The 21,747-nt window shown below is 38.4% G+C and carries 23 protein-coding genes; 18 read left to right on the top strand and 5 right to left on the bottom strand.

Features of this window, described 5'->3' with window-relative positions:
- Positions 1–235 precede the first annotated feature (235 nt).
- Positions 236–1,573 carry a DUF5050 domain-containing protein gene (locus tag COE25_RS27970; protein WP_088087220.1) on the top strand — a complete coding sequence of 446 codons (1,338 nt, stop codon included), beginning with the start codon at positions 236–238 and terminating at the stop codon, positions 1,571–1,573.
- A gap of 330 nt (positions 1,574–1,903) precedes the next feature.
- Here the strand turns inward: COE25_RS27970 and COE25_RS27975 are convergent, their stop codons facing one another.
- The gene (locus tag COE25_RS27975; protein ID WP_088087221.1) at positions 1,904–2,155 is read right to left on the bottom strand and encodes a hypothetical protein; all 252 of its coding nucleotides are present in this window, start codon (positions 2,153–2,155) and stop codon (positions 1,904–1,906) included.
- Positions 2,156–2,574: 419 nt separating this feature from the next.
- On the opposite strand from COE25_RS27975, the gene COE25_RS27980 reads away from it, so the two are divergent.
- The 5 genes from COE25_RS27980 (at position 2,575) to COE25_RS28000 (ending at position 7,306) form a co-directional block, all read left to right on the top strand.
- Positions 2,575–4,740, top strand: coding sequence for a xanthine dehydrogenase family protein molybdopterin-binding subunit (locus COE25_RS27980; protein ID WP_098934977.1), 2,166 nt, complete (start codon positions 2,575–2,577; stop codon positions 4,738–4,740).
- A complete protein-coding gene (locus tag COE25_RS27985; RefSeq protein ID WP_256942348.1) occupies positions 4,724–5,200 on the top strand; it encodes a (2Fe-2S)-binding protein in 477 nt (158 codons plus the stop codon). Before COE25_RS27980 ends, COE25_RS27985 begins: the two co-directional genes overlap by 17 nt.
- Positions 5,194–6,063: an FAD binding domain-containing protein gene (locus COE25_RS27990; RefSeq protein WP_098934978.1), complete on the top strand. Its 870-nt coding sequence runs from the start codon at positions 5,194–5,196 to the stop codon at positions 6,061–6,063. The genes COE25_RS27985 and COE25_RS27990 overlap by 7 nt, the downstream gene beginning before the upstream one ends.
- Before the next feature lie 23 nt (positions 6,064–6,086).
- Positions 6,087–6,419 carry a hypothetical protein gene (locus COE25_RS27995; RefSeq protein WP_142354524.1) on the top strand — a complete coding sequence of 111 codons (333 nt, stop codon included), beginning with the start codon at positions 6,087–6,089 and terminating at the stop codon, positions 6,417–6,419.
- Between the two features lie 92 nt (positions 6,420–6,511).
- On the top strand, positions 6,512–7,306 hold the full coding sequence (locus COE25_RS28000; protein ID WP_098934980.1) for an XdhC family protein: 795 nt from the start codon (positions 6,512–6,514) through the stop codon (positions 7,304–7,306).
- A gap of 430 nt (positions 7,307–7,736) precedes the next feature.
- On the opposite strand, the gene COE25_RS28005 is transcribed toward COE25_RS28000, so the two are convergent.
- Entirely contained in the window at positions 7,737–8,078 is a 342-nt protein-coding gene (locus COE25_RS28005; RefSeq protein ID WP_098934981.1) for a hypothetical protein, read from the bottom strand.
- A 254-nt stretch (positions 8,079–8,332) separates the two neighbouring features.
- Between COE25_RS28005 and COE25_RS28010 the strand changes: the two genes are divergently transcribed.
- Positions 8,333–9,235, top strand: a complete 903-nt coding sequence (locus COE25_RS28010) for an SH3 domain-containing protein (protein WP_098934982.1) — start codon at positions 8,333–8,335, stop codon at positions 9,233–9,235.
- Positions 9,236–9,476: 241 nt separating this feature from the next.
- Here COE25_RS28010 and COE25_RS28015 read toward each other — a convergent pair whose 3' ends face one another.
- Positions 9,477–9,893: a MerR family transcriptional regulator gene (locus COE25_RS28015; protein ID WP_088087228.1), complete on the bottom strand. Its 417-nt coding sequence runs from the start codon at positions 9,891–9,893 to the stop codon at positions 9,477–9,479.
- 380 nt (positions 9,894–10,273) lie between these two features.
- On the opposite strand from COE25_RS28015, the gene COE25_RS28020 reads away from it, so the two are divergent.
- Positions 10,274–11,314, top strand: a complete 1,041-nt coding sequence (locus COE25_RS28020; protein ID WP_088087229.1) for an NAD(P)-dependent alcohol dehydrogenase — start codon at positions 10,274–10,276, stop codon at positions 11,312–11,314.
- Between the two features lie 202 nt (positions 11,315–11,516).
- Here the strand turns inward: COE25_RS28020 and COE25_RS28025 are convergent, their stop codons facing one another.
- Positions 11,517–12,419, bottom strand: coding sequence for a LysR family transcriptional regulator (locus COE25_RS28025; protein WP_098934983.1), 903 nt, complete (start codon positions 12,417–12,419; stop codon positions 11,517–11,519).
- A gap of 192 nt (positions 12,420–12,611) precedes the next feature.
- On the opposite strand from COE25_RS28025, the gene COE25_RS28030 reads away from it, so the two are divergent.
- The 5 genes from COE25_RS28030 to COE25_RS31975 all read left to right on the top strand — a co-directional run bounded on the left by COE25_RS28030 (position 12,612) and on the right by COE25_RS31975 (position 16,473).
- The gene (locus COE25_RS28030; protein ID WP_098934984.1) at positions 12,612–13,457 is read left to right on the top strand and encodes an SDR family NAD(P)-dependent oxidoreductase; all 846 of its coding nucleotides are present in this window, start codon (positions 12,612–12,614) and stop codon (positions 13,455–13,457) included.
- Positions 13,458–13,558: 101 nt separating this feature from the next.
- Complete coding sequence (locus tag COE25_RS28035) at positions 13,559–14,728, top strand: MFS transporter (RefSeq protein WP_098934985.1); 1,170 nt, start codon at positions 13,559–13,561, stop codon at positions 14,726–14,728.
- Positions 14,729–14,792: 64 nt separating this feature from the next.
- Entirely contained in the window at positions 14,793–15,500 is a 708-nt protein-coding gene (locus COE25_RS28040) for an SDR family oxidoreductase (RefSeq protein WP_098934986.1), read from the top strand.
- A gap of 269 nt (positions 15,501–15,769) precedes the next feature.
- Complete coding sequence (locus COE25_RS31970) at positions 15,770–16,201, top strand: MBL fold metallo-hydrolase (protein ID WP_257209004.1); 432 nt, start codon at positions 15,770–15,772, stop codon at positions 16,199–16,201.
- On the top strand, positions 16,201–16,473 hold the full coding sequence (locus tag COE25_RS31975) for an MBL fold metallo-hydrolase (protein WP_257209008.1): 273 nt from the start codon (positions 16,201–16,203) through the stop codon (positions 16,471–16,473). Before COE25_RS31970 ends, COE25_RS31975 begins: the two co-directional genes overlap by 1 nt.
- A gap of 274 nt (positions 16,474–16,747) precedes the next feature.
- Here the strand turns inward: COE25_RS31975 and COE25_RS28050 are convergent, their stop codons facing one another.
- On the bottom strand, positions 16,748–17,296 hold the full coding sequence (locus tag COE25_RS28050; RefSeq protein ID WP_098934987.1) for a TetR/AcrR family transcriptional regulator: 549 nt from the start codon (positions 17,294–17,296) through the stop codon (positions 16,748–16,750).
- 216 nt (positions 17,297–17,512) lie between these two features.
- Between COE25_RS28050 and COE25_RS31980 the strand changes: the two genes are divergently transcribed.
- From COE25_RS31980 to COE25_RS28070, 5 genes are all read left to right on the top strand, one after another.
- On the top strand, positions 17,513–17,836 hold the full coding sequence (locus COE25_RS31980) for a carboxymuconolactone decarboxylase family protein (RefSeq protein ID WP_257209005.1): 324 nt from the start codon (positions 17,513–17,515) through the stop codon (positions 17,834–17,836).
- A complete protein-coding gene (locus COE25_RS31985; protein WP_257209006.1) occupies positions 17,802–18,272 on the top strand; it encodes a carboxymuconolactone decarboxylase family protein in 471 nt (156 codons plus the stop codon). The genes COE25_RS31980 and COE25_RS31985 overlap by 35 nt, the downstream gene beginning before the upstream one ends.
- A gap of 57 nt (positions 18,273–18,329) precedes the next feature.
- Positions 18,330–19,502, top strand: coding sequence for an MFS transporter (locus tag COE25_RS28060; RefSeq protein WP_098934988.1), 1,173 nt, complete (start codon positions 18,330–18,332; stop codon positions 19,500–19,502).
- A gap of 273 nt (positions 19,503–19,775) precedes the next feature.
- Positions 19,776–20,522, top strand: a complete 747-nt coding sequence (locus COE25_RS28065; protein WP_098934989.1) for an SDR family oxidoreductase — start codon at positions 19,776–19,778, stop codon at positions 20,520–20,522.
- Positions 20,523–20,619: 97 nt separating this feature from the next.
- Positions 20,620–21,597 carry an aldo/keto reductase gene (locus COE25_RS28070; RefSeq protein ID WP_098934990.1) on the top strand — a complete coding sequence of 326 codons (978 nt, stop codon included), beginning with the start codon at positions 20,620–20,622 and terminating at the stop codon, positions 21,595–21,597.
- Positions 21,598–21,747: the final 150 nt, after the last annotated feature.

A 21,747-nucleotide genomic window follows, 5' to 3' on the forward strand; every position in this document is an offset into this window, starting at 1 on the left:
AGTGAATTTGGAAAGTTTATGTGGATTGAAGATCCTGAAGGTCGACTGGTCGAGCTTTGGGAGAATTAACGAGTTGTATTTCATTTGCTCTTGAGCTAACGGGTGCTAGAGTTAAACTGTGCTCTGCGGCATCTCCTTTTATTATTGAACTAACGGATGTAAAATCAATTAGGCACTTTTTCTTTTACAGAATAATACGATAAATAATTGAATCTGTCATAAGGAGGGTGCAATAATGAACAGAAACCTTAATCTTAGTTATGTTGTTCAACCAGTTGATAATTTATATTCAATAGCATTGAAGTTCAATACTTCTGTGGAAAGTATTGTTTTCTTAAATCATCTCGTAAGCCCGATCATATATATTGGCCAAACGCTATTGATTCCCGAACTAGCTTCAAAAAAGAGTATTGAAGCTAGGCAATTACAATACAAACCTGTTACAGCGTACACAGCAGATAGACCTATATTGGTTAATGGTGTAGATATTAATACTGGGCTATATCCTGTATTAAATTTTCAACCTACAGGTGCAACCTACCCTTTTATTTATGTTCCAATTGCCGAGTTTAGCAGGGTTGGGGCCAAGGTTATATGGGATGAGACAAATCAGGTAATTAGGGTTACTTCTGATTATGATGAATTGAAAAATAGAGTCAATGTCCTAACCCAGGAGAATCAATATTTATTATCACTTACTGAAGATTTGTCTATGGAGGGGCTGGGGAATACAGCAGGTAATATATTGAACAGTGGCATTGTTGGTAAAGAAAACGAATGGCTTTATTATAATAAACGGCAAGGTACAGCGTTGTATGGAACATTATCTAAAATTAAAACAGATTTGACAATGGATACACCGTTAATGGCCAATGATGATCCAACCTATATTAATGTTTTAAATGGATGGGTCTATTATCGAAATGGCAGGGATAATGGGAAGATATACAAAATAAAAATTGATAGTACAGAAAGGACAAAATTAACGGATGATAGTTCTACCGATATTATGGTTGCAGGTAATTGGATTTACTATGCAAATCAGTCGGACGGTGCTAAATTATATAAATTAAACGTAGATGGAACAGGAAGGATAAAATTAAATGAAGATCAATCCTCCGCCATTAACCTAATTGGTAATTGGATTTATTACCAAAATGTATCAGATGGCCAAAAACCATACAAAGTAAAAATTGATGGAACGGAAAAAACAAAACTAAATGATACAAGTGCCTACAATATTCAAATAAATGGCTATTGGATTTATTTCAGAAATCCAGCAGATGAAAATAGAATTTATAAGATGACTTTGGATGGATCAAATAAAATCAAATTAAGCGATGTTCCTACTTCAACCTTCAACGTGTCCAAAGGTTGGATATACTATACCACTGTAGATGTACCTGGTGGTGATCTCTACAAAATGAAGCTTGATGGAACAGGTAAAACTTTTTTAAATGAACATTTTGTAACGAACATAAACATTTTCGACGATTGGATTTATTACACAAGAACAGAGAAAATGGTATATCGAATAAAAACAGATGGGACACAAAAGCAAACTCTGTATTAGTGCTTTCACCTCCCAAAAATCCTTAATTGACAAATTATCGTAAGATGTTGTTTAACTAACATTTGCAAGAGTTGAAGATTCAGCTGCCATTTTGGTGGCTTTTTCTTATCCGACTAACGGGCAGGTTAGTTGAAAAAGGTTGTGAATAGGTAAGGTTATTTTCCGAAAATTGGATGTAGTCACGGCTTTAAGGTAGAAGTATTAGATTACCAACATAAGTAACGGGAAAAGGTGTTACCTTATCTGGCAGCACCCATTTTTATAATTAAAAGTCAGTTTTTATTTATGGAAGTAAATTTAGTTAAATTATAACATTAAACAAAATAAGGGCTAGGCAATCTGAGAACTACACCTTGTACCAACTTGTTCTGATTGTAATAAATCATTTAAGGCTTGCTGATTAATCACATCATTAAAATCAGAAGGATGGTCTAAGGAAATTCCGCTCCGATTAGCAACAGAAATAATTATTCCTATTTCATAATACATATTTTTCGTAAGAATACCTTTTTCAATATTATTAATAATTTCATAGTAAAAACGAATTAATAACTCTTCAGGTAACTTTTCATAGAAATCCATTTTTTATTCACCTCAAACCCCAAAGATTGTAAGCCTTTTCAATAATTATACCATTAATCGTATAATTATTGATGTTAAAGTTATGTAAAAATTAAAAACATTATGATTTGTTATAGTAAAATACGGAATGTTTGATAATCGACTTCACCACTTGTATATTTTGGCATTTTTTAATAAGTTGTTTAATTCTACCTTGACTGATTGAAACGGAAAAGAACAAGCAAGTTAAATGAAAATACTTTGTCAAAAATTCTTACATAAATAGGTAAAGCTGCCCGAAATAAAAATATAATTAAAAACAACGATATTCTTGAATGAAATTAATCATAAAATATCTTTCACATTTATAAAATCGAAAGAAGAGGTTTCTCTATTTATAATGTGTCCGCTATAAAAAATGAGTCGAAGGGTGTTGTGCAATGAGTCTCAAAGACATAAGTACCTCAGTGCCCAAAAAGGATCATACAGGAAAAGTATCGGGCCAGCTGCCCTATATTAGTGATGTGAAAGTGGAAAATATGGTTTATGGTGTTTTGGTTCGGTCTCAGATTGCATATGGAAAAATCAGCTCCATCCAATTACCAAACCTTCCGGAAGGGTATGAAGCAGTTGGCGCAGAGGATATCCCTGGACCGAATTATGTCAAAATTATCAAAGAAGATCAGCCCATTTTTGCCAATGAGTGGGTCAATTATATTGGTGAGCCGATTCTTATGCTCGTTGGAAAAGACCTGAATATCTTGTACCGTTTGTTAAATGAAGTAGAGATTGAATTTGAAGAACATCCGCCTATCTATACATTGGACGAAGCGATCAAGCAAAAATCTGCAGCCGGGGTCAATATGGCAAGCTATGAATTTGGGGAAAGCTTAGAGATCATTTCAGCGATCGAGCAGAAAGCTTATCAAATCATCGAAGAAGAATATGATACGGGTTATCAGGAGCATGTCTACCTTGAGCCACAAGGAATGCTAGCCATTTATAAGGATGATGAAATTGAAGTCCAGGGATCGATGCAATGTCTGTATTATATAAAAAATGCCTTGCTAAGCGCGTTAGCCTGTGGTGACGATGATGTCAGAGTGGTTCAAAGCCCTACCGGCGGAGGTTTTGGCGGCAAAGAAGACTTTCCTTCGATGATGGCGTGTCACGTAGCCGTTGCGGCAAAGGCAGTCAAAAAATCGGTGATGCTTGTGTTCGACCGTTCGGAGGATATGGTGGTTACGACAAAAAGGCATCCGGCAAAACTCAACTATCGAACTGCCTTAGATAAGGAAGGAAATATTTTGAGCCTGTGTGTTGACATCTATCTCGATGGCGGAGCGAATGTGGGTTTGAGTTCTGTCGTGCTGCAGCGCGCCTTAATAAACAGTGCCGGCGTTTATAAAATTCCTCATTTTCATGCAAAAGGCTATGTCTTAAAAACCAATACCGTTCCGAATGGCGCCTTCAGAGGCTTTGGTGCACCACAAAGCTTTGCTGGAATCGAAAGCCATATCGGACATCTTAGTAAACTAGCAAACATCGACCCACTTGAATATAAACGAAAATACCTCGTTAAACAAGGAGACCCCACCATCACCAAAGGAATATTCCGCGATCCAATATTAGTAGAAGAAATGATTGAGGACCTGCTCAATTCGTCGGAATACAAAAAGAAGAAACAGGAGTTTCAGCGTTTCAATCAACAAAGTCAGCGCTATAAAAAAGGCATTGGAACTTCGCTGTTCCTCCACGGCTGTGGATTTACAGGCAGTGGCGAACGAGACCATATTAAAGCAACGGTGAAGCTGGTTAAATCAAAGGACGACCAGGTATCTCTAAAAATCTCCAATTCTGATATGGGACAAGGCATTTTGACGACGCTGTGTAAAATTGTCGCCAAAGAACTAAACCTCCCTTATGAAGATGTTTTGTACCCTTATCCTGATACAAAAGAGGTTCCAGACTCTGGTCCGACCGTCGCTTCCAGGACGACAATGATTGTCGGGAAATTGCTGGAACGGGCCGCAATAAAACTGAAGGTTCAGTGGCAAACAGGGGTGGAACAGGAAGTAGTAGAGCATTATGTTCACCGTGAAATGATCCCGTGGAACGAGATGACCTTCACTGGAGATGCTTACCCAGCTTATTCATGGGGTGTGAACATTGTTGAGTTGGAAGTTGATACGTTAACAGGAAATGTAAAGTTAGAAAAAGTATACGCCAATTATGAAGTGGGGAAGGTCATCGATGATCGGATTATGAAAGGCCAAATTGATGGTGGTTTGGCTCAAGGATTAGCGTACGGTTATCTAGAAAAGATGACGTCAAAGCAAGGCAAGATCCAACAAAAAAGCATATCGGATTATGGACCGCCGACTTCATTGGACGTTGTTCCTATCGAAAGTAAAGTCTTTGATAACCCTTATGCTGACGGTCCATACGGGGCGAAGGGCGCAGGTGAATTAACGTTAATCGGCGGCGCTCCGGCCGTCCAAGCAGCGATTGAGGATGCACTGCAAACTTCATTTCAGCAAATTCCAATCACACCAGAAGTCATTATTGAAAGTCTTTGGATGAAAGAAGGTGGGAAGGTTGATTAAATTTACCCTAAATGGAAGAACCATAGAAACGGACGCCCCTGCTACTGCAAGATTACTAGATTTATTAAGAGATGACTTTGAATTAATCGGTACAAAGGAAGGCTGTGGTGAAGGGGAGTGCGGCGCCTGCAGTGTTTTTGTGAATAATCTCCTGCAAAACAGCTGCCTAATTCCCATAGGCTCGATTGCTGGTGCCGATATTCAAACGATAGAAGGGATACTTGAAACGGAACAATTTAAGATTTTAGATGAGAGCTATAGCTTAGCAGGGGGAGTACAATGCGGCTATTGCATTCCGGGGATGATTATGGCAAGTGCAGCTTTGTTATCTAAAAATCCTCATCCGTCAGAGGCTGAAATCCGTGAAGGTATTTCTGGAAATCTGTGCCGATGTACAGGCTACAATATGATTGTTGATGCGATCAATCAGGCAGCTAAAAAAGGTGACGGATTATGGTAGAGAAATTAGCCGCGTATCGGTTCGATCGTTTAGACCAAACGTTGAGTCAATTGAATAGAGAAGACTGTGTAATCATGGCCGGCGGCACCGATGTCATGGTTCTTCACAAAAGTGGTAGGGGAGTACCTCTGAAACTCCCAAAACCTCTTGTTTTTATTGATCATCTTTCTGAACTAAAGCGGGTGTATCAAAATCAGAAGGATCTTCACATCGGGGCTTGCTGTACCTATAGTGAATTACTTGAACATCCGTTAATCCCGGTGCCATTAAAGAACGCCATTAAAACCATTGCGGCCCCGGCAATAAGAAACAGAGGGACATTAGGTGGGAATATTTGCAACGCCTCTCCAGCAGGTGACACACTTCCTTTATTATATGTATACAATGCAAAGCTTCTGTTGCGCTCTGTAAATGGTGATCGTGTAGTAGCTATTAGCGATTATATTCAAGGACCAAGAAGGGTACAACGTTATCAAAATGAGATTTTGGTAGAAGTTATTTTGCCGTCCATATTAGCAGAAGGTGCACATGTTGTTTTTGAGAAAGTCGGCAACCGCAACGCAGATGCTATTGCCAAAGTAGGGTTTGCAGGATATATCCGGATCAATGATGCTCGAATCGAAGATGTGCGCTTTGCCTTTGGGGCAGTCGGACCTACAATGGTTCGTTCCATTGATATTGAAAGGAAGCTAGTTGGAAAGACCATACCATTAGCCGATACAGAAATCGCTCATGTAATGGCAGCTTTTGATAAAATCATTCGACCAATCGACGATCAACGCTCCACTGCGACTTACAGAAAAACTGTTGCGTTAAACCTTTTACGTTATTTCCTCAGCAAGAAGCAATATCAACCGAATTAATGTTTAGGCTATTTTAAGGATGAATGTTGATTATTCTTAAACCAATGCGATTAAGAAAAAAAACATGCAAGGTTATTGAAAAAGGGATTATTGCGCACTTCCCACTAATAAATCAATGGAGCGGTCAAAAAGAACGTTTTATAAAGCCGTTTCCGCTTATGGAACACAGAAGTGGTCAAAAAGAACGGTTTATAAAGTCCGTATCCACTTATGGGACACGGAAGTGGTCAAAAAGAATGGTTTATAAAGCCCGTATCCAATTATGGAGCACAGAAGTGGTCAATAAGACTGTATCCACTTATGGAACACAGAAGTGGTCAAAAAGAATGGTTTATAAAGCCCATTTCCTCTTATAAATCACTGAAACGGTCAATAAGAGTTCGATTGCTCCATCTTATCATCAGTGATATATAACAAAGCCAATATTAAAAAAAGGGGGGAGCTATTCATGCTACTGATGGAAAAAGTAGCCATACTGAACCGTCAAAACGAAATCTTTGCCTTAGCCATGATTATTGAATCAAAGGGCTCAACTCCCAGGCATGTTGGAAAAATGATTGTATACCGTGATGGGTCAATTGAAGGCACGGTCGGAGGTGGCTTGGCTGAACACTATATCATCGAAGAGAGTGTTAAAGCACTCCAAATGGGTAAATCGAAAATCGTTGAATACAAATTAAATAGACATGCAAAAGATGGAATTCAAATGAGTTGTGGGGGAACGTTGAGGGTGTTTATTGAAGTTTATACAAGCAGGCCTGAACTCGTTCTCGCTGGAGCCGGTCATTTAGCCTATGCGTTATCAAAGCTGGCTGATTCCCTTGAATATCCATATTGCATTGTCGATGATCGCGTGGGCTATTGTACGAAGGAACGCTTTCCTAATGCGAAAAACCTTTTTGTGAACGAGGATATTGGAAAGGCATTACTCGCAGCCAACTTAAATGAAAAGTCATATGTGGTAATTGTTACAAAAGATGGTGATGATATTGTCTTAAAAACAGCCCTGCAATTTCCGATTGCCTATGTTGGCATGGTAGCCAGCAAACGCAAGGTCATAACCATTTTTGAAAAATTAAAAAGTGAAGGAGTCACGCAAGAACAGTTGAATCAGGTCCATTCGCCAATTGGTTTGGAAATGGGTTCGGAAACAACAGAAGAAATTGCCATCAGTATTATTGGTGAAATCATCAAAGTAAGCAAGGAAAAAAAGCCTATGAAAGTGAAACAATTAAATAGGTAAGTAAAAAGAATATAAGCTCAAAAGCTTATTCTTCAATTTGTTCTTGGTATGGAATAAGTAAAATTTAGGTGAATATGTATTAAAAGGTAAATAAAATAAAAAGGTTTTACTACAACTGTTTACCCTACTGCTTAATCATTAAAATCTAAATATGTATACAGTAAGCCGACCATTAATGGACGGCTTTTTTGCTTAGGGTATACTATCCTTATTTTTATTGATACGCCCCCTATATGTAGGATAGGCGTCATTTCCTTAACGTTAAGTATAGTAAAAGTGATTTTTGTCACAGGTTTGTGAATGAAGTTTTTGGGATAGAAACATTGGTTTTATTTAATTTTTCAATTCGTACTCAATTAGTTGTTTAACTTTATATAAGGGGAATTATTTTGTCATTTTCTAAGTTAAGACTAGCACTGATACAATTTTCTTATTCATTCTGGTTAACACCTAAGGTGAATTTTGAATTAGCGTAGTTGATGTAAAATCCAGAGACTTTCTTACCTGTATTTTTTTCAATAATTGTAATGATCTCTTTTTGGTATCTGTAGAATTCTTGTGGATACAACCCAGAAATCCATAAATCTTCATACCAAAATCGTACTGTACCATTTTCTATGTTACCAAGATTGTGCTCAGCATCGATCTTTAGTAGTTCTTGTTTGATTTTTTTTTCAGGTGTTAATGTTGGTAATGTTACTGGTGGTAATTTAGGATTATTAATATTTACACCTGTTGCTACATCTGCTGGTAACTTTGCTACGGGTGCCACCACTGATTATCCTTTATGGAAATTCAAAATGAAAGAAAAATAAATAAATAATTAAAGACAATGAATTTTGCCTATTAGTTGAAAGGAGGACAATGGGTCTATGTGGCTGCCGTTATGAATGCAGCTATTATCCTCTAATTTAGTTAAACAATTATTTCGCCTACTGCTTTAATTCCTATTGAAATAGAATGATATAATCGTTATATAACAAAAATTAAGTAAGTTATCATGACTAGAATGGAGAATGAAAGTATATGTTTAAAAAGGGATTTGCAATCTTTGTTGCAATGTTTGTTTTATTTACAGGATTTCATGTGGTTAAACCGGTTCATGCTGCGACAAGCGTAACAAAATATGTCACAGCGAATGCATTGAATGTCAGAACTGGTCCGGGAACGACCTACAAAGTGGTAACAACTATTAAGAAAAACCTAGCTGTAACAGTTTCACAAACTAAAGGGTCTTGGGATAGAGTAACTGTTGGTGGTAAAACAGGTTGGGCATCCAATCAATACCTAACGACTAAAAAACCCGCAGCCCCTACACCGCCTAAGAATTTGGCGGAAGGTTTAAAGACAGTAGGAAGCAACAAACAATTAATTCTTGTCACTTCTAATGGCTACAATACCTCTAATGCTGAAATTCGTACATTTGAAAGAAATATCCAAGGTAAATGGGTTCCTGTTTTAACCACAACAGGCCATATTGGTAAATATGGATTTGCCTCTGCAGCAAATATGCATGAAGGCGGTAAAAAGTCTCCAATTGGTAAGTATTCAATTGGAACAGCATTTGGACGTTATGGAAATCCGGGAACCAAAATGCCTTACCGAAAAATCACATTCAATGATGTTTGGGTAGATGATCCAACTTCAAAACTTTACAACACTTGGCAATCAAGAAGTAAAACACGAGGTCAATGGAAGAGTGCTGAAAACATGAATATCTCAGCTTATACCTACGGTTTCGTTATCAACTACAACACACAACGAACTCCGTATAAAGGGAGTGCTATCTTCTTCCACATTGGAAGTGGCTACACGCTCGGATGTACCTCAACTTCTCAAAAGAATGTTGTAAACATCTTGAAATGGTTGAATCCTAAAAAGAATCCAGTCATCATTCAAACTCCGATTCAGGAGCTAAACAAATACTAAATCTCCATGGAGAAACAAAAAAAGCCAACAGAGTATTTTTCTGTTGGTTTTTTTGTCTAACCATTGTTGAGAGAATAGGTTTTCCTAGCTGGTTTAATAATAATCAACAATTTAAATTTTTCTATTTATGATCTCGAAATATCTAAATGTCTGTGCCAAATCCTTTTCCTAATTGGTAGTAATTATAAAATAGAGTCCCCTGTATTTCATATCCACATTTATGATATCAGGGGACTTTCTGTTAATTAGAAATGGAAATTCCTATTTTTGTATTTTTATGAATATCATCTGTTCCGGCATCTAATGCAGTCTTGTAATATAAGCATTTATGCTCGATGATTTCCATTGTTTTTTTTAGTTCTTCCATCTGTGCTTCTACATGAGCTTTTCGGTCTAAAAACATGTCATATCTTTGTTGCAACGTGGAATCCCCATCAGAACACCAATCAATGAAAGTTTTAATTTCCTTAATAGGCATCCCGGTTGCTTTCAGACATTCTATTACTTTTAAAGCGTCGATATCGGATTCTTTAAACACTCGTGTTCCGCTTGGTGTCCGTTCTACAAAAGGAATTAGGCCCTCCTTGTCGTAGTAACGCAAGGTATAAACTGTTAGATTTAATTCTTTTGCAACTTCGCTTATTGAATATGTCTTCATCATTTTTCTCCTATTCTTAATGATATAGACTTCGAGTTAACTCTATGAATGAGGAGATTTTATCATGGTATTTTCATAATGTCAAAGTCACCTTACAGGAAATTATAACTTGTCTCTGTTTTACGGAGAAATACTTAGTAATAAAAGAATATAGTAGTTATAGGCCTATTGACATGGTTTGAAACCATTGTGGTCAGGGGATCTTCAAAAAGAATCTAAACTAATCTCTTGACCTAGAGTTAACTATAAGGATTAATATTATTTTGCAGGAGAGAAAAGTAGGGATAGAAGGGAATGAAGGGGAATTTTAACCTGAGTTCTTCATTTATATCCGGTACAAGCCATTCTCTTGAAAAATATAAATTATTGGAGGTTTTTTTATGATAACTGCTAAAGCGCGAGCTGTAGACGGTCCAGACAAACCGTTTCGAGCTGCTGAAATTAAAAGACGAGACCTTGATTTGCATGATGTTCTGATTGAAATTAAATATGCAGGTATATGCCATTCTGACATCCATACTGCTCATGGCGAATGGGGTCCTGTGAACTATCCTCTCGTACCTGGACACGAGATTGCAGGTATTGTCACAGCTGTAGGAGCAGAGGTCACAAAGTACAAGCTCGGTGACCGGGTAGGAGTCGGATGTATGGTTGACTCCTGTGGCGATTGTGAAAATTGCCGTAAAGGAGAAGAACAATACTGTCTCAATGGAAATGTACCCACCTACGCTGGTGTTGACAAATACGGCGAGCCAACTCAAGGTGGTTATTCTACCCACATTGTCGTAACTGAGGATTTCGTAGTCAGAATACCTGATAGCATTGAGCTAGACGCGGCAGCACCATTACTTTGTGCAGGTATTACGACATATTCTCCATTAAACCATTGGGGAGCTGGTCCAGGTAAGAAAGTAGCGGTTGTTGGTATGGGCGGTCTTGGTCATATGGCTGTTAAAATTGCACATGCTATGGGTGCCGAGGTTACTGTTCTGTCACAATCATTGAAGAAAAAGGATGATGGCTTGGAATTCGGGGCTGACAACTACTATGCCACAAACGACCCAGAAACATTCGAGAAACTTGCCGGATCGTTTGACTTAATTATTAACACTGTAAGTGCAAAAATTGACATTAATGCTTATTTCTCACTGCTAACGCTGGATGGTACACTGGTCAATGTTGGTGCACCAGCGGAGCCGTTGTCAGTTAACGTATTCTCACTTATCGGTCATCGCCGTTCATTTGCAGGTTCAATGATTGGAGGAATCCGTGAGACTCAGGAGATGTTAAATTTCTGTGCAGAACATAACATTGTTCCTAAGATTGAAGTAATTTCAGCCGACCAAATTGACGAAGCATACGAACGCGTATTAGCTTCAGATGTGAAGTATCGATTTGTGATTGACACCAGCACAATTTGAGTTAAATGATAAATTCTAATGTTAGTTTCGAGGGATGTCCAAAAAGCCTAGCTTTTTGGACATCCTTTTATATAGTGGCTTCAAAGTGGGATGTTCCAGGTGATATCAGCAAAAAAGCTATTCAGCCAATTCCACAGTAATTATGCTTATCTATTATTTTTGAAAATCGATATTACTAACCCAACAGAAGCTGAGGCTTTCGTCAATTTAAAGAATTTGAAAAATTCGTCTGAATTTCTTTTAAAAACATATCAGCAGCAGCGGAAAAAACCTGATGCTTTTTCCAAACAATATTTAAACCAGATTCAAGTCTTGGCTCTAGCGGTCTAAAACAAAGGTTACTATCACTAGACGTATTCACTATTTTATCAAGAGTTATTGCATAACCAATGCCCTCATCAACCATAATGGCAGCATTATAGGCAAGATTGTAGGTAGTCACGACGTTTAATTTATCAAAATCTTCACCAAACCAATCCGCAAATTCATTTTTAGAAAATGTCTGTTTCATAGCCTGTCGTGAACAGATCAGCGGAACATTTAATAAATCCACTGCTTGTATAGAATCTTTGTAGGCAAGAGGACTGTCTTTCCTCATAACAACGCCCCAAACATCTTTACCTGGGATATTGAAATAATTGTATTTTGATAAATCAGCTGGTTGAATTAAAATACCAAAGTCAAGCAATCCCTTATCAAGCCTTTCGGTCACATCGTCTTCGTTTCCGCTGTAGAGGTGATACCGGATATTGGGGTAACTTAACTGTAAATCTTTTACTACCCGTGCAATCTGTCGCATAGCATCTGTTTCTCCACCACCTATGAAGACATCCCCACTAATTGTTTCTTCCATGGAACTAAACTCTGTCTCTAATTTATCGACCATATCTATGATTTCTTCTGATCTTTTTCGCAGAAGCATTCCTTCATCTGTAAGAATAATACTGTGACTACTGCGAATAAATAATTTTTTCCCTAACTCTTGTTCAAGGTCTTTTAATTGTCTTGACAAGGTTGGCTGTGTAACATGCAAAAATTCAGCAGCAGCCGTCATGCTTCCTTCTCTAGCAACAGTAAGAAAATAGCGCAATACTCTTAGTTCCAAAAAACACCCTCCTTTATGATGTTTATTATATCCGTTTTTGAAATACCCATCAAGCATATCATGATATTAGATATAAGCATTGGCTATATCAAAGAGCCATAGCTAGAATAAATAACATAGGATGTTGAATAAGGAATCAATGAATAAGTCTTCTAAAAAATAAAATCAAGAGCAATCTGGGAGGAAATAAATATGACTAACAATAAGAAAGTTTTGTTTATCACAGGTGCAGGGCGTGGAATGGGCGTTGAGTTCGTAAAAGCTGCTCTTTCAGCAGGTTTTCAGGTCGTCGCCACTGGACGTAATACTGATAAGTTAGCCAAAGTTCTTGGCGATGACGAAAATCTGTTAATTGTAAAGTTGGATGTTACGGACCCAATAGATGCTGAGGCTGCCGTCAAGTCTGCTGTTGACCGATTTGGACCGATTGATGTGTTGGTCAACAACGCAGGCAACTTCTATGGCGGATTCTTCGAGGAGCTGACCCCACAGCAGATTGAACGACAAATTAATACCAATCTCTATGGTCCAATGAACGTCACCCGCGCCGTATTGCCTGTGATGCGTAAGGCTCGTTCCGGACATATCATTTCAATCTCTTCTCTAGCGGGGTTAGCTGGATTTGAATACAATGCCGCTTACTGTGCTTCGAAGTTCGGTCTTGAAGGTTTTATGGAGTCGTTACATCAGGATGTCGCTCCATTCGGCATCAAAACGACCATTGTAGAACCAGGCTTCTTCCGTACCGAATTTTTGGAGCCAGAATCAACATTCCTTGCTGAGCCATCAATCGATGACTACGCCGAGCGTAATGCACAATACCAGGCTTTCTGGAAAGAAAAAAATGGAAATCAGGAAGGAGATCCAGTCAAGCTTGCAAAGGCTCTAATCAACATCGCAAGTCAGGAGGAACCACCTTCTCGCTGGATCGCTGGTGCAGATGCTATCGCTGGTGTGGAGCAGAAAGTCGCTGAACTTCAACAACAGATCAACGCCTATCGTGACATATCTACCTCTCTCGCTTTTGAGGCTGAGTGAGCAGACAGACGGAATTAAACTAAATTCTTTGAGAAGAACCTTAAAAATAAATTGCCCTCCGAAAAAATGGGGGTAATTTATTGTAGAAAGGAGTTGTTTTTTTGACTAAACGAAATAATCTGTTGATTTTTATATTAACCATCGGAGTCTTCGGCATCTTAAATACAGAAATGGGGGTTATTGGAATATTGCCTTCCATTGCTGATCACTTTCATGTCAGTGTATCAAAAGCAGGATGGCTGGTGAGTTTTTTTGCCCTTGTTGTTGCAGTATCTGGTCCAACGATGCCTTTATTGTTTTCAGGGATAAATCGGAAGAAGGTCATGTTACTTGTACTAGGTGTTTTCGTTTTGGGAAACATTGTATCCATATATACATCTAACTTTACCATTCTATTAATGGCTCGGATCATTCCAGCCTTTTTCCATCCCATTTATTGTTCTTTGGCATTTTCAGTAGCGGCTGCCTCAGTAAGTAAAGAAGAAGCTCCAAAAGCTGTTTCCAAAGTATTTATAGGAGTATCTGCCGGTATGGTAGTCGGTGTACCAATCGCGAGTTTTATTGCTAGTGCAACTTCTTTACAAATGGCGATGGTATTCTTTGCTATTGTAAATATGTTGGCATTCGTTGCTACCTTACTATTTGTACCCTCTATGCCTGTTACGGAAAGACTTTCTTACGGAGCACAATTATCGGTATTAAAAAAATCTATTACTTGGCTTTCGATTGTGTCTGTCATTTTATTAAACTCAGCCGTATTTGGAGTTTATAGTTATCTTGCAGATTATCTGAAAACTGTTACGAATATGTCTCCCAATACCATTAGTCTAATATTATTCGTATACGGCGGAGCCAATATTATCGGAAGCATTGTCGCAGGGAAGTTACTTACTAAAAATGCGATCAAATCTGTAGTGACATTTCCTTTTGCATTGGGAGTTGTTTACATCCTATTATTCTTTTTTGGACAATTTACTGTACCAATGGCTATCATTACTTTAATTTGGGGAATTTTAGCTGGAATAGGGGGCAATATTAACCAATATTGGATTACGTCTTCAGCTCCCGAAGCTCCTGATTTCGCAAATGGCTTATTTTTAACATCCGCTAATTTAGGAACAACATTTGGCGCCATTGTAGGCGGGTTAATTATATCGGATATGGGCACACAATACGTCGTGTTGGTGGGATTCTTATCATTAATATTAAGTTTGGTAACTATTTTACTAAGAAACTACATGTTTACCCCTACACAACAACTTTCAAAATAAGGAGTATCCCCTATTAGATTTTTAGATACCACTCAATCTGAGAACAAGAAATGGAGGATTTAAAATGTCAAAAGATATAAAAGTTGCACTTGTCACCGGCGGGAACCGAGGTATTGGATATGAGCTGGTTAAACAATTGGCTTTGAAAGGTTTTAAGGTCATTTTGGCAAGTCGTGACCCAGAAATGGGTAATGAAGCTGTGCAAAAATTAAAGGAATCAAATCTGGACGTTTCGTTTGTGATGATGGATGTAGATAATCAAGAAAGCATCCATCAAGCTGCAATTACAGTAAATGAGCGATATGGAAGATTAGACGTCTTGATTAATAATGCTGGCGTGTATCTGGATGAGAATAAAAAGTTAGTGGCAATGGGCCCTTCCATTCTGGAGAGAACAATGACAACCAATTTCTTCGGCGCTTACCATGTTATCCGTTCCTTTATTCCCCTCATGGAAAAACAAGGCTATGGGAGAATCATTAATGTTTCCTCAGAATATGGGGCGATGAGTGAAGTGTCTTATCAAGGAGTGGGAGCATATAAGTTGTCTAAATTTGTCCTAAATGGATTAACACGATTGGTAGCTGCAGAAATCAATGGTGATATCAAAATAAATGCAGTCGATCCGGGATGGGTAAGTACAGATATGGGTGGACCATCTGCTCCAAGAACTCCAAGGCAAGCAGCTGAGTCTATCGTGTGGTTAGCGACGATTGGACCTGAAGGACCAAATGGGGGATTCTTCAGAGATGGAGAACGAATCGATTGGTAACAGTAGAAGATCCTTGTAGATCGGTAAAAGGCTTAGCTATACGCGGAGCAGCTAAAATGAAGAAAATCCTTCCAGTATTTTTTTACTCTTGCTCTTATTTTTACTTTTGCAGGATGCAGTAATACTGCAGCAAATAATGCCAAATTCAAAAGAACTTACTGCCGAACCGAAAGTAATGAAGATTTTGCACCAGAGGCTAGGAAAGGAATCATGAAAAAAATAATGATATATTTATTTATTTTTTAGTTGTAATATTTGTTGCCATTATATTGTTTTTGAATCTACATCCAGTATTCGGCGGAACCCCAAGTAAAGAACAAATAGAGACATATAAAAAGCTTAATAATTATGTTAACGGAAAGTTTGTCAATAAAGTGCCAACAAACTTGGATATGAGTTTGTCTGATAACTTCTCTATGATGAAGGAATCTATTTCAGGAGGGGTAGATCGCCCTCCTACCGGTCAAATTCCTGTTTCCGAGATTAATTGGAACAAAATTAATAGTGAAGAAGATAGTTTAACTTGGTTTGGGCATTCTGCTTTTTTGCTGAGTATCGATAACAAAAAGATACTCGTAGACCCCATGCTAGGTCCAATTGCATCACCCGTTCCATTTGCAGGAAGCAAACGCTACACTGGAGATATGATGATCATTTTAAGGAAATTGGAAAAAAATACGGACCTTTTGATATCACTTTAATAGAAGGCGGTCAATATGATCGACGATGGTCTTGGGTCCATTTGACACCCGAAGAAGCTGTACAGGCATACTTAGATGTAAATGGGAAGAATATGATGTTAATTCATTGGGGAGCGTATACTCTTGCCTATCATGGTTGGACAGAGCCTATAGAAAGAGCATTAAAAGCGGAAAAAGAAAAAGAAGTTAATCTAATCGCCCCTGAAATTGGTGAAACTGTACAATTAGATTCAGACCTACACATTCCTATTTCTTCAAGGTGGGATTTTTAGCTCGAAAACCACGAATATTGATCAATTTTAGTGATGGAAGAGCGGACAGGCTGGGGTTCCCAATATTCCCAGGATAAATGGGGATGAGGTTAGCTACGATGAACCTGAAGAACCTTCTGGAGGCCTCTTTAGAGATAAAAAACAAATTCCTTGTAATTTTAAATCACCAACTTTTCATAAAGGTAATCACCAATATTAAAAAAGCCAATTATGCAACCTGAGTCCTGTATAGTTAGGGACTCAGGTTTTTTAATTCTTTTGGAACCTTGAGTAATTATTCAAAATTCCTATCTAACAAAGCCCCTGTTTGTTCGGTCATGACACGAGCTGGCAAAGGCATTCCATTCTTGAACCACCATTCCACCGCCCCAACGATCGCTGAGCCAAAAAATTGAAGAATAACATCTTCATTTAAACCGCGATTTTTTCCTTCTTTTATATCCACTTCACCCTTATACTCTTCAATGACTAAATCAAGAAACCGACTACGAAAATAAGGAGCACCTTTACTCGCTAACATGGTAGAAAAGAATAAGTAATTATGCTCAAAGTAGTCGAACCAGACATAATTTCCTTCTTGAAACGTCATTTCAGATGCTGATTGGCAAAGTTCTCGGAGATTGTTTATATGTTCTTCTATCATTTTATCCAGTAGATCATATTTATCCGTGTAATGAAGATAGATTGTTCCTCGATTAACATCTGCTCTGTCAGCAATATCCTGAATGGTAATGTCGTCAAAACTTTTTTCAGACATCAGTTCAATAACAGCATTTTTTATAGCTATTTGGCTTTTAGCTATTCTTCTATCTACTTTAGACAATTTCATTCACCAATCTTTCTAAAGATAATCAACAATTATAATTGATTTGTTGAGTAATCAACGAATTGCGTTAATTTAACCATTGAACGCACTAAGAATCTTTTTATAATTATAAACAGATGTTGATTAATCAATCAATATTAATTTTTAAAGCATTATGTTTAGCTAACTTTTGGAAGAATAAAAGTAAATTAACTTCATACAGGAGGCTTATTTATGGACAGAGTTGAAAAGAGCAAGGAAAAATACAAACAACTATTTGAAAATGGAGTACCAGCCGCGTACGCTACTGATCCTGATTTTCAGGACATTCTTAGCCTCTTTATTTTTGGAGAAGTTTGTTATCAAGGTAACCTAGATGACAAGCAACGTGAGCTAATCACTCTGGTAGTGCTTGCAACCAACCAAACGTTACCTCAACTGAAGGCACATGTCATCGCGGCATTAAATGTTGGGTTGACACCTGTAGAAATCAAAGAGGCCGTTTATCAGTGTGCTCCATACATTGGATTTTCCCAAAACATTAAACGCCATCAATGAAGTCAATGAGGTTTTCAAAGCAAAGAATATCGCTTTACCAATTGAAAGCCAAAAGACTGTAGATGAAGATAATCGTTTCGAGAAAGGACTTGCTACTCAAGTAGAGATTTTTGGTGAAGTTATTGCAAAAATGCGTGAGGCTGCCCCAGCAAATCAAAAGCATATGCAGGATTATCTTTCCGCTTTTTGCTTCGGAGATTTCTACACTCGTAGCGGACTTGATTTGAAAACACGGGAGTTGTTGACACTCTGTATTATCAGTACGCTGGGTGGTTGTGAAAGCCAAGTTAAGTCACATGTGCTGGGTAATAAAAATGTGGGCAATGATAAGGAAACATTGATCACTGCCATCACCCACTGCCTACCATATATGGGCTTTCCGAGAACACTAAACGCATTAAGTTGGGTAAATGAAGTTATTCCCGAAAATGAATGAAAAATTTAATCATAGGAAGTTGTATCAGGAATCTTTGAGGGGTGAAAAGGAATTAATATGAAAAATACCTGGAAAATTTACATGCTGGCCTTGATTACCTTCATGGTGAGTACATCGGAGTACGTTATTGCAGGTATTTTGGATAAAGTCGCTGCCTCGAATAATGTTACGGTATCGGTAGCAGGACAGCTGATCACCGTATTTGCGCTTGCTAATGCGTTCGGATCCCCACTTGTCGTAATAGCGACGACAAAAATGAATCAGCGAAAGTTAATGATGCTTTCTCTTGCTTTAATGGTGCTCGGCAGTGTGATGACAATCACCCTTCCTGGCTTCGGTTTTCTTATTGTCTCTCGAATTATTCTTGCTCTAGGAAGTGGAGTTTTTGCCATTGCTGCCAAGACGGCCGCAGCAAAATTAGCACCACCCGAAAAACAAGCAGGGGCTATTGGCACAGTTATTCTTGGATTTAGTGCTGCCATCATCGTCGGCGTACCAATTGGCCGTGTTGTAGCTCTCCTCTACGATTGGAAGCTAATCTTTGTGGGTATCGGTGTTCTTAGTTTACTAGCCATCATCGTTATCATGCGTTCGATTCCTGCCACAAATAACGGGGTGGCCGTCCCTCTGGGCAAGCAACTCTCTTATTTAAAAAACCCGAAAATCTTAATGGGCCTAGGTGCAACGTTCTTTTGGCAGCTAGGATATGGGGTAATGTATTCCTATATTGCCCCCTTCCTGCTAACCGTTACATCCATAGGCGGACGAGAATTGAGTGGTGCCTTGTTTGCCTTCGGTATCGCTACCTTAATAGGTTCCAAGTTTGGTGGATTTATGACGGATCGGATTGGTAACCCTATAACTCTTGTCGGCGGTTTGGTTGTCCACGTTATAGCTTTAGTGTTGCTATCTACTATCGCTAGTTCAACCCTTGTCGCCATTCCGTTGCTTATGCTATGGTCCTTCTCGGCATGGTCATCTGGCCCAGGTATGCATTATAACCTGGTCTGGCTTGCTCTAGAAGCATCAGGAATTATGCTTAGTCTGTATGGCTCCTTCATACAGTTGGGGATAGCAGCGGCCGCAGGTATTGGGGGTATAGCAGTAAGAAGTACATCCGTTCATGCAGTTAGTTGGCTCGGAGCTGTATCAGTCGCCATTGCCGCAATTATCGCAGCGGTCTCGTTTAGTCTTACTAGTAAACGCAGGAATTACGAAAGAGCCATTTAATGGAGTGGTAATATGAGTAGATAAACAATTTAGAATGATTTGTTCAATAATCAACAAATTGCGTAAAATTAACGATTGAAATAATTATGTTCCTTTGTATAATTATAAACAGATGTTGATTAATCAAACGGTATTGATTTTTTACTAGGATTTAATTTAGCAACTTCGGAATAATAGAGTTGAATTAAATTTAAGTAGGATTTTTATCTAACGTGTTGAAAGAGCAAAATAAAAAAGGTTATTCCTGAAAATGAAGAAAGGGTGTTATTTATTATGTCTAATATTCTAGATAAAGTTGTTATTATTACGGGTGCTTCTTCTGGGATTGGAGAAGCAACAGCAAAAGAACTTGCATCTAAAGGCGCGAAGTTAGTTCTAACGGCTCGTCGGGAAGACCGCTTAAAGAAATTGCAAGAAGAGATTCAAAATAATGGCGGACAAGCAATTTATAAAGTGACAGATGTGACTTCTCGTAAACAAATGGAGGAACTAGCCGAATATGCACTTAATGAGTTTGGAAAAATCGACGTATTATTTAACAATGCTGGAATCATGCCGCAAGCTTTTCTTGCAGAGAATAAAGTTGACGAGTGGGATCGGATGATTGATGTAAATATCAAAGGCGCCCTTTATGCTATTGCTACTATTGTTCCTTCCATGAGAGAACGCAAATCCGGTCATGTTATCAATCTTTCTTCGGTAGCTGGACATAACATCTACCCAGGTGGAACGGTTTATTGTGGTACCAAATTTGCAGTAAGAGCCATTTCTGAAGGCTTGCGTCAAGAAGAAGCAATGAGTGGTACAAATATCCGTGTGACCAATATTTCCCCTGGGGCAGTTACCAGTGAACTTTTAGATACTACTACGGACCAAACGATGAAAGCAGGATTAGATGAATTTTATAAAATTGCAATTGATGCGGACAGCATTGCTCGTGCAATTGCATTTGCAATAGAGCAGCCAGCAGATGTAGGTATCAATGAAATGATTATCCGACCAACAGTTCAAGTGGGTTAATCTTATCTCTTTAGTTGCCCCATTTGGAATACATGGATGTAACAAAACGTGATTTACATTCATTTAACAAAAGAACGATAGATTTTGTAGGTACAATATGGAATACCGCACAGTAGGAAAAACAGGAATTCAGGTTTCAAATTTATGTTTTGGTGCCATGTCTTTTGGCGGAGACGCTGATGAAGAAACATCTAAAGCCATGTATCAACGTTGTCGGGAAGCCGGTATCAACTTCTTCGATACTGCCGATGTTTATGGGCGTTCTGAGGAAATTTTAGGTGAATGTATCGCACATGAGCGTGAATCAATCGTCCTAACAACAAAAGTGTTTTGGAACACGGGTGCTGATGTGAATGCGAGAGGCTTGTCCCGAAAACATATGATGCAAGGTATTGAAAATAGCCTACGTCGCTTAAAGACGGATTATATTGATTTTTATTTTTTACATGACTTTGATGCAAGCACACCAATGGAAGAAACCCTTCGAGCACTCGATGACTTACAACGTCAAGGAAAGATTCTTTACCCGGCAGTAAGCAATTGGGCAGCATGGCAAATCACTAAAGCATTAGGAATTTCTGCAAAAGAGCAACTTGCTCGTTTTGAATTGATCCAACCTATGTATAACCTTGTTAAACGCCAAGCAGAGGTTGAAATCCTACCTATGGCTGCTTCCGAACAAATGGGAGTCATTACTTACAGCCCACTTGGTGCTGGACTTCTTTCAGGAAAATATGGAATGAATAAACGTCCTGAGCAGGGCCGCCTTGTACAGAATGCCCGCTATGGTGACCGTTATGGTGCCGATGAAGATTTTGTTACGGCTGAACAGTTCACCAAATATGCACAAGAGCATGATGTGAAACCTGCAACTTTAGCAGTTGCATGGGTAATGACTAATCCTGCTGTTACAGCTCCTATCATTGGTGCCCGTAATTTAGACCAATTAGAAGATTCATTAGCAGCGGCTGATTTTAATATGACAAAAGAAATGTACGCTGAAATTACCAATTTTTCAAGGACACCTTCACCTGCAACGGATCGAACAGAGGTATTAACTGGTAAATGGAAGTAAGGACGAAAAAGGTCTTTATTAAAATGGTTAAGAAGGATGTATTTTGTGTACACTCTTCTTTTTTAACGATTTAAATGTAGATGTTCACTTATTTTGTGAAACGAATGAAAACCAAAAAGGAGCCGTCCTTTTGGCATCAAATGTAATATG

This window comes from Bacillus sp. AFS031507 (assembly GCF_002584635.1).
In the GTDB taxonomy this organism is placed as follows: Bacteria; Bacillota; Bacilli; order Bacillales; family Cytobacillaceae; genus Neobacillus.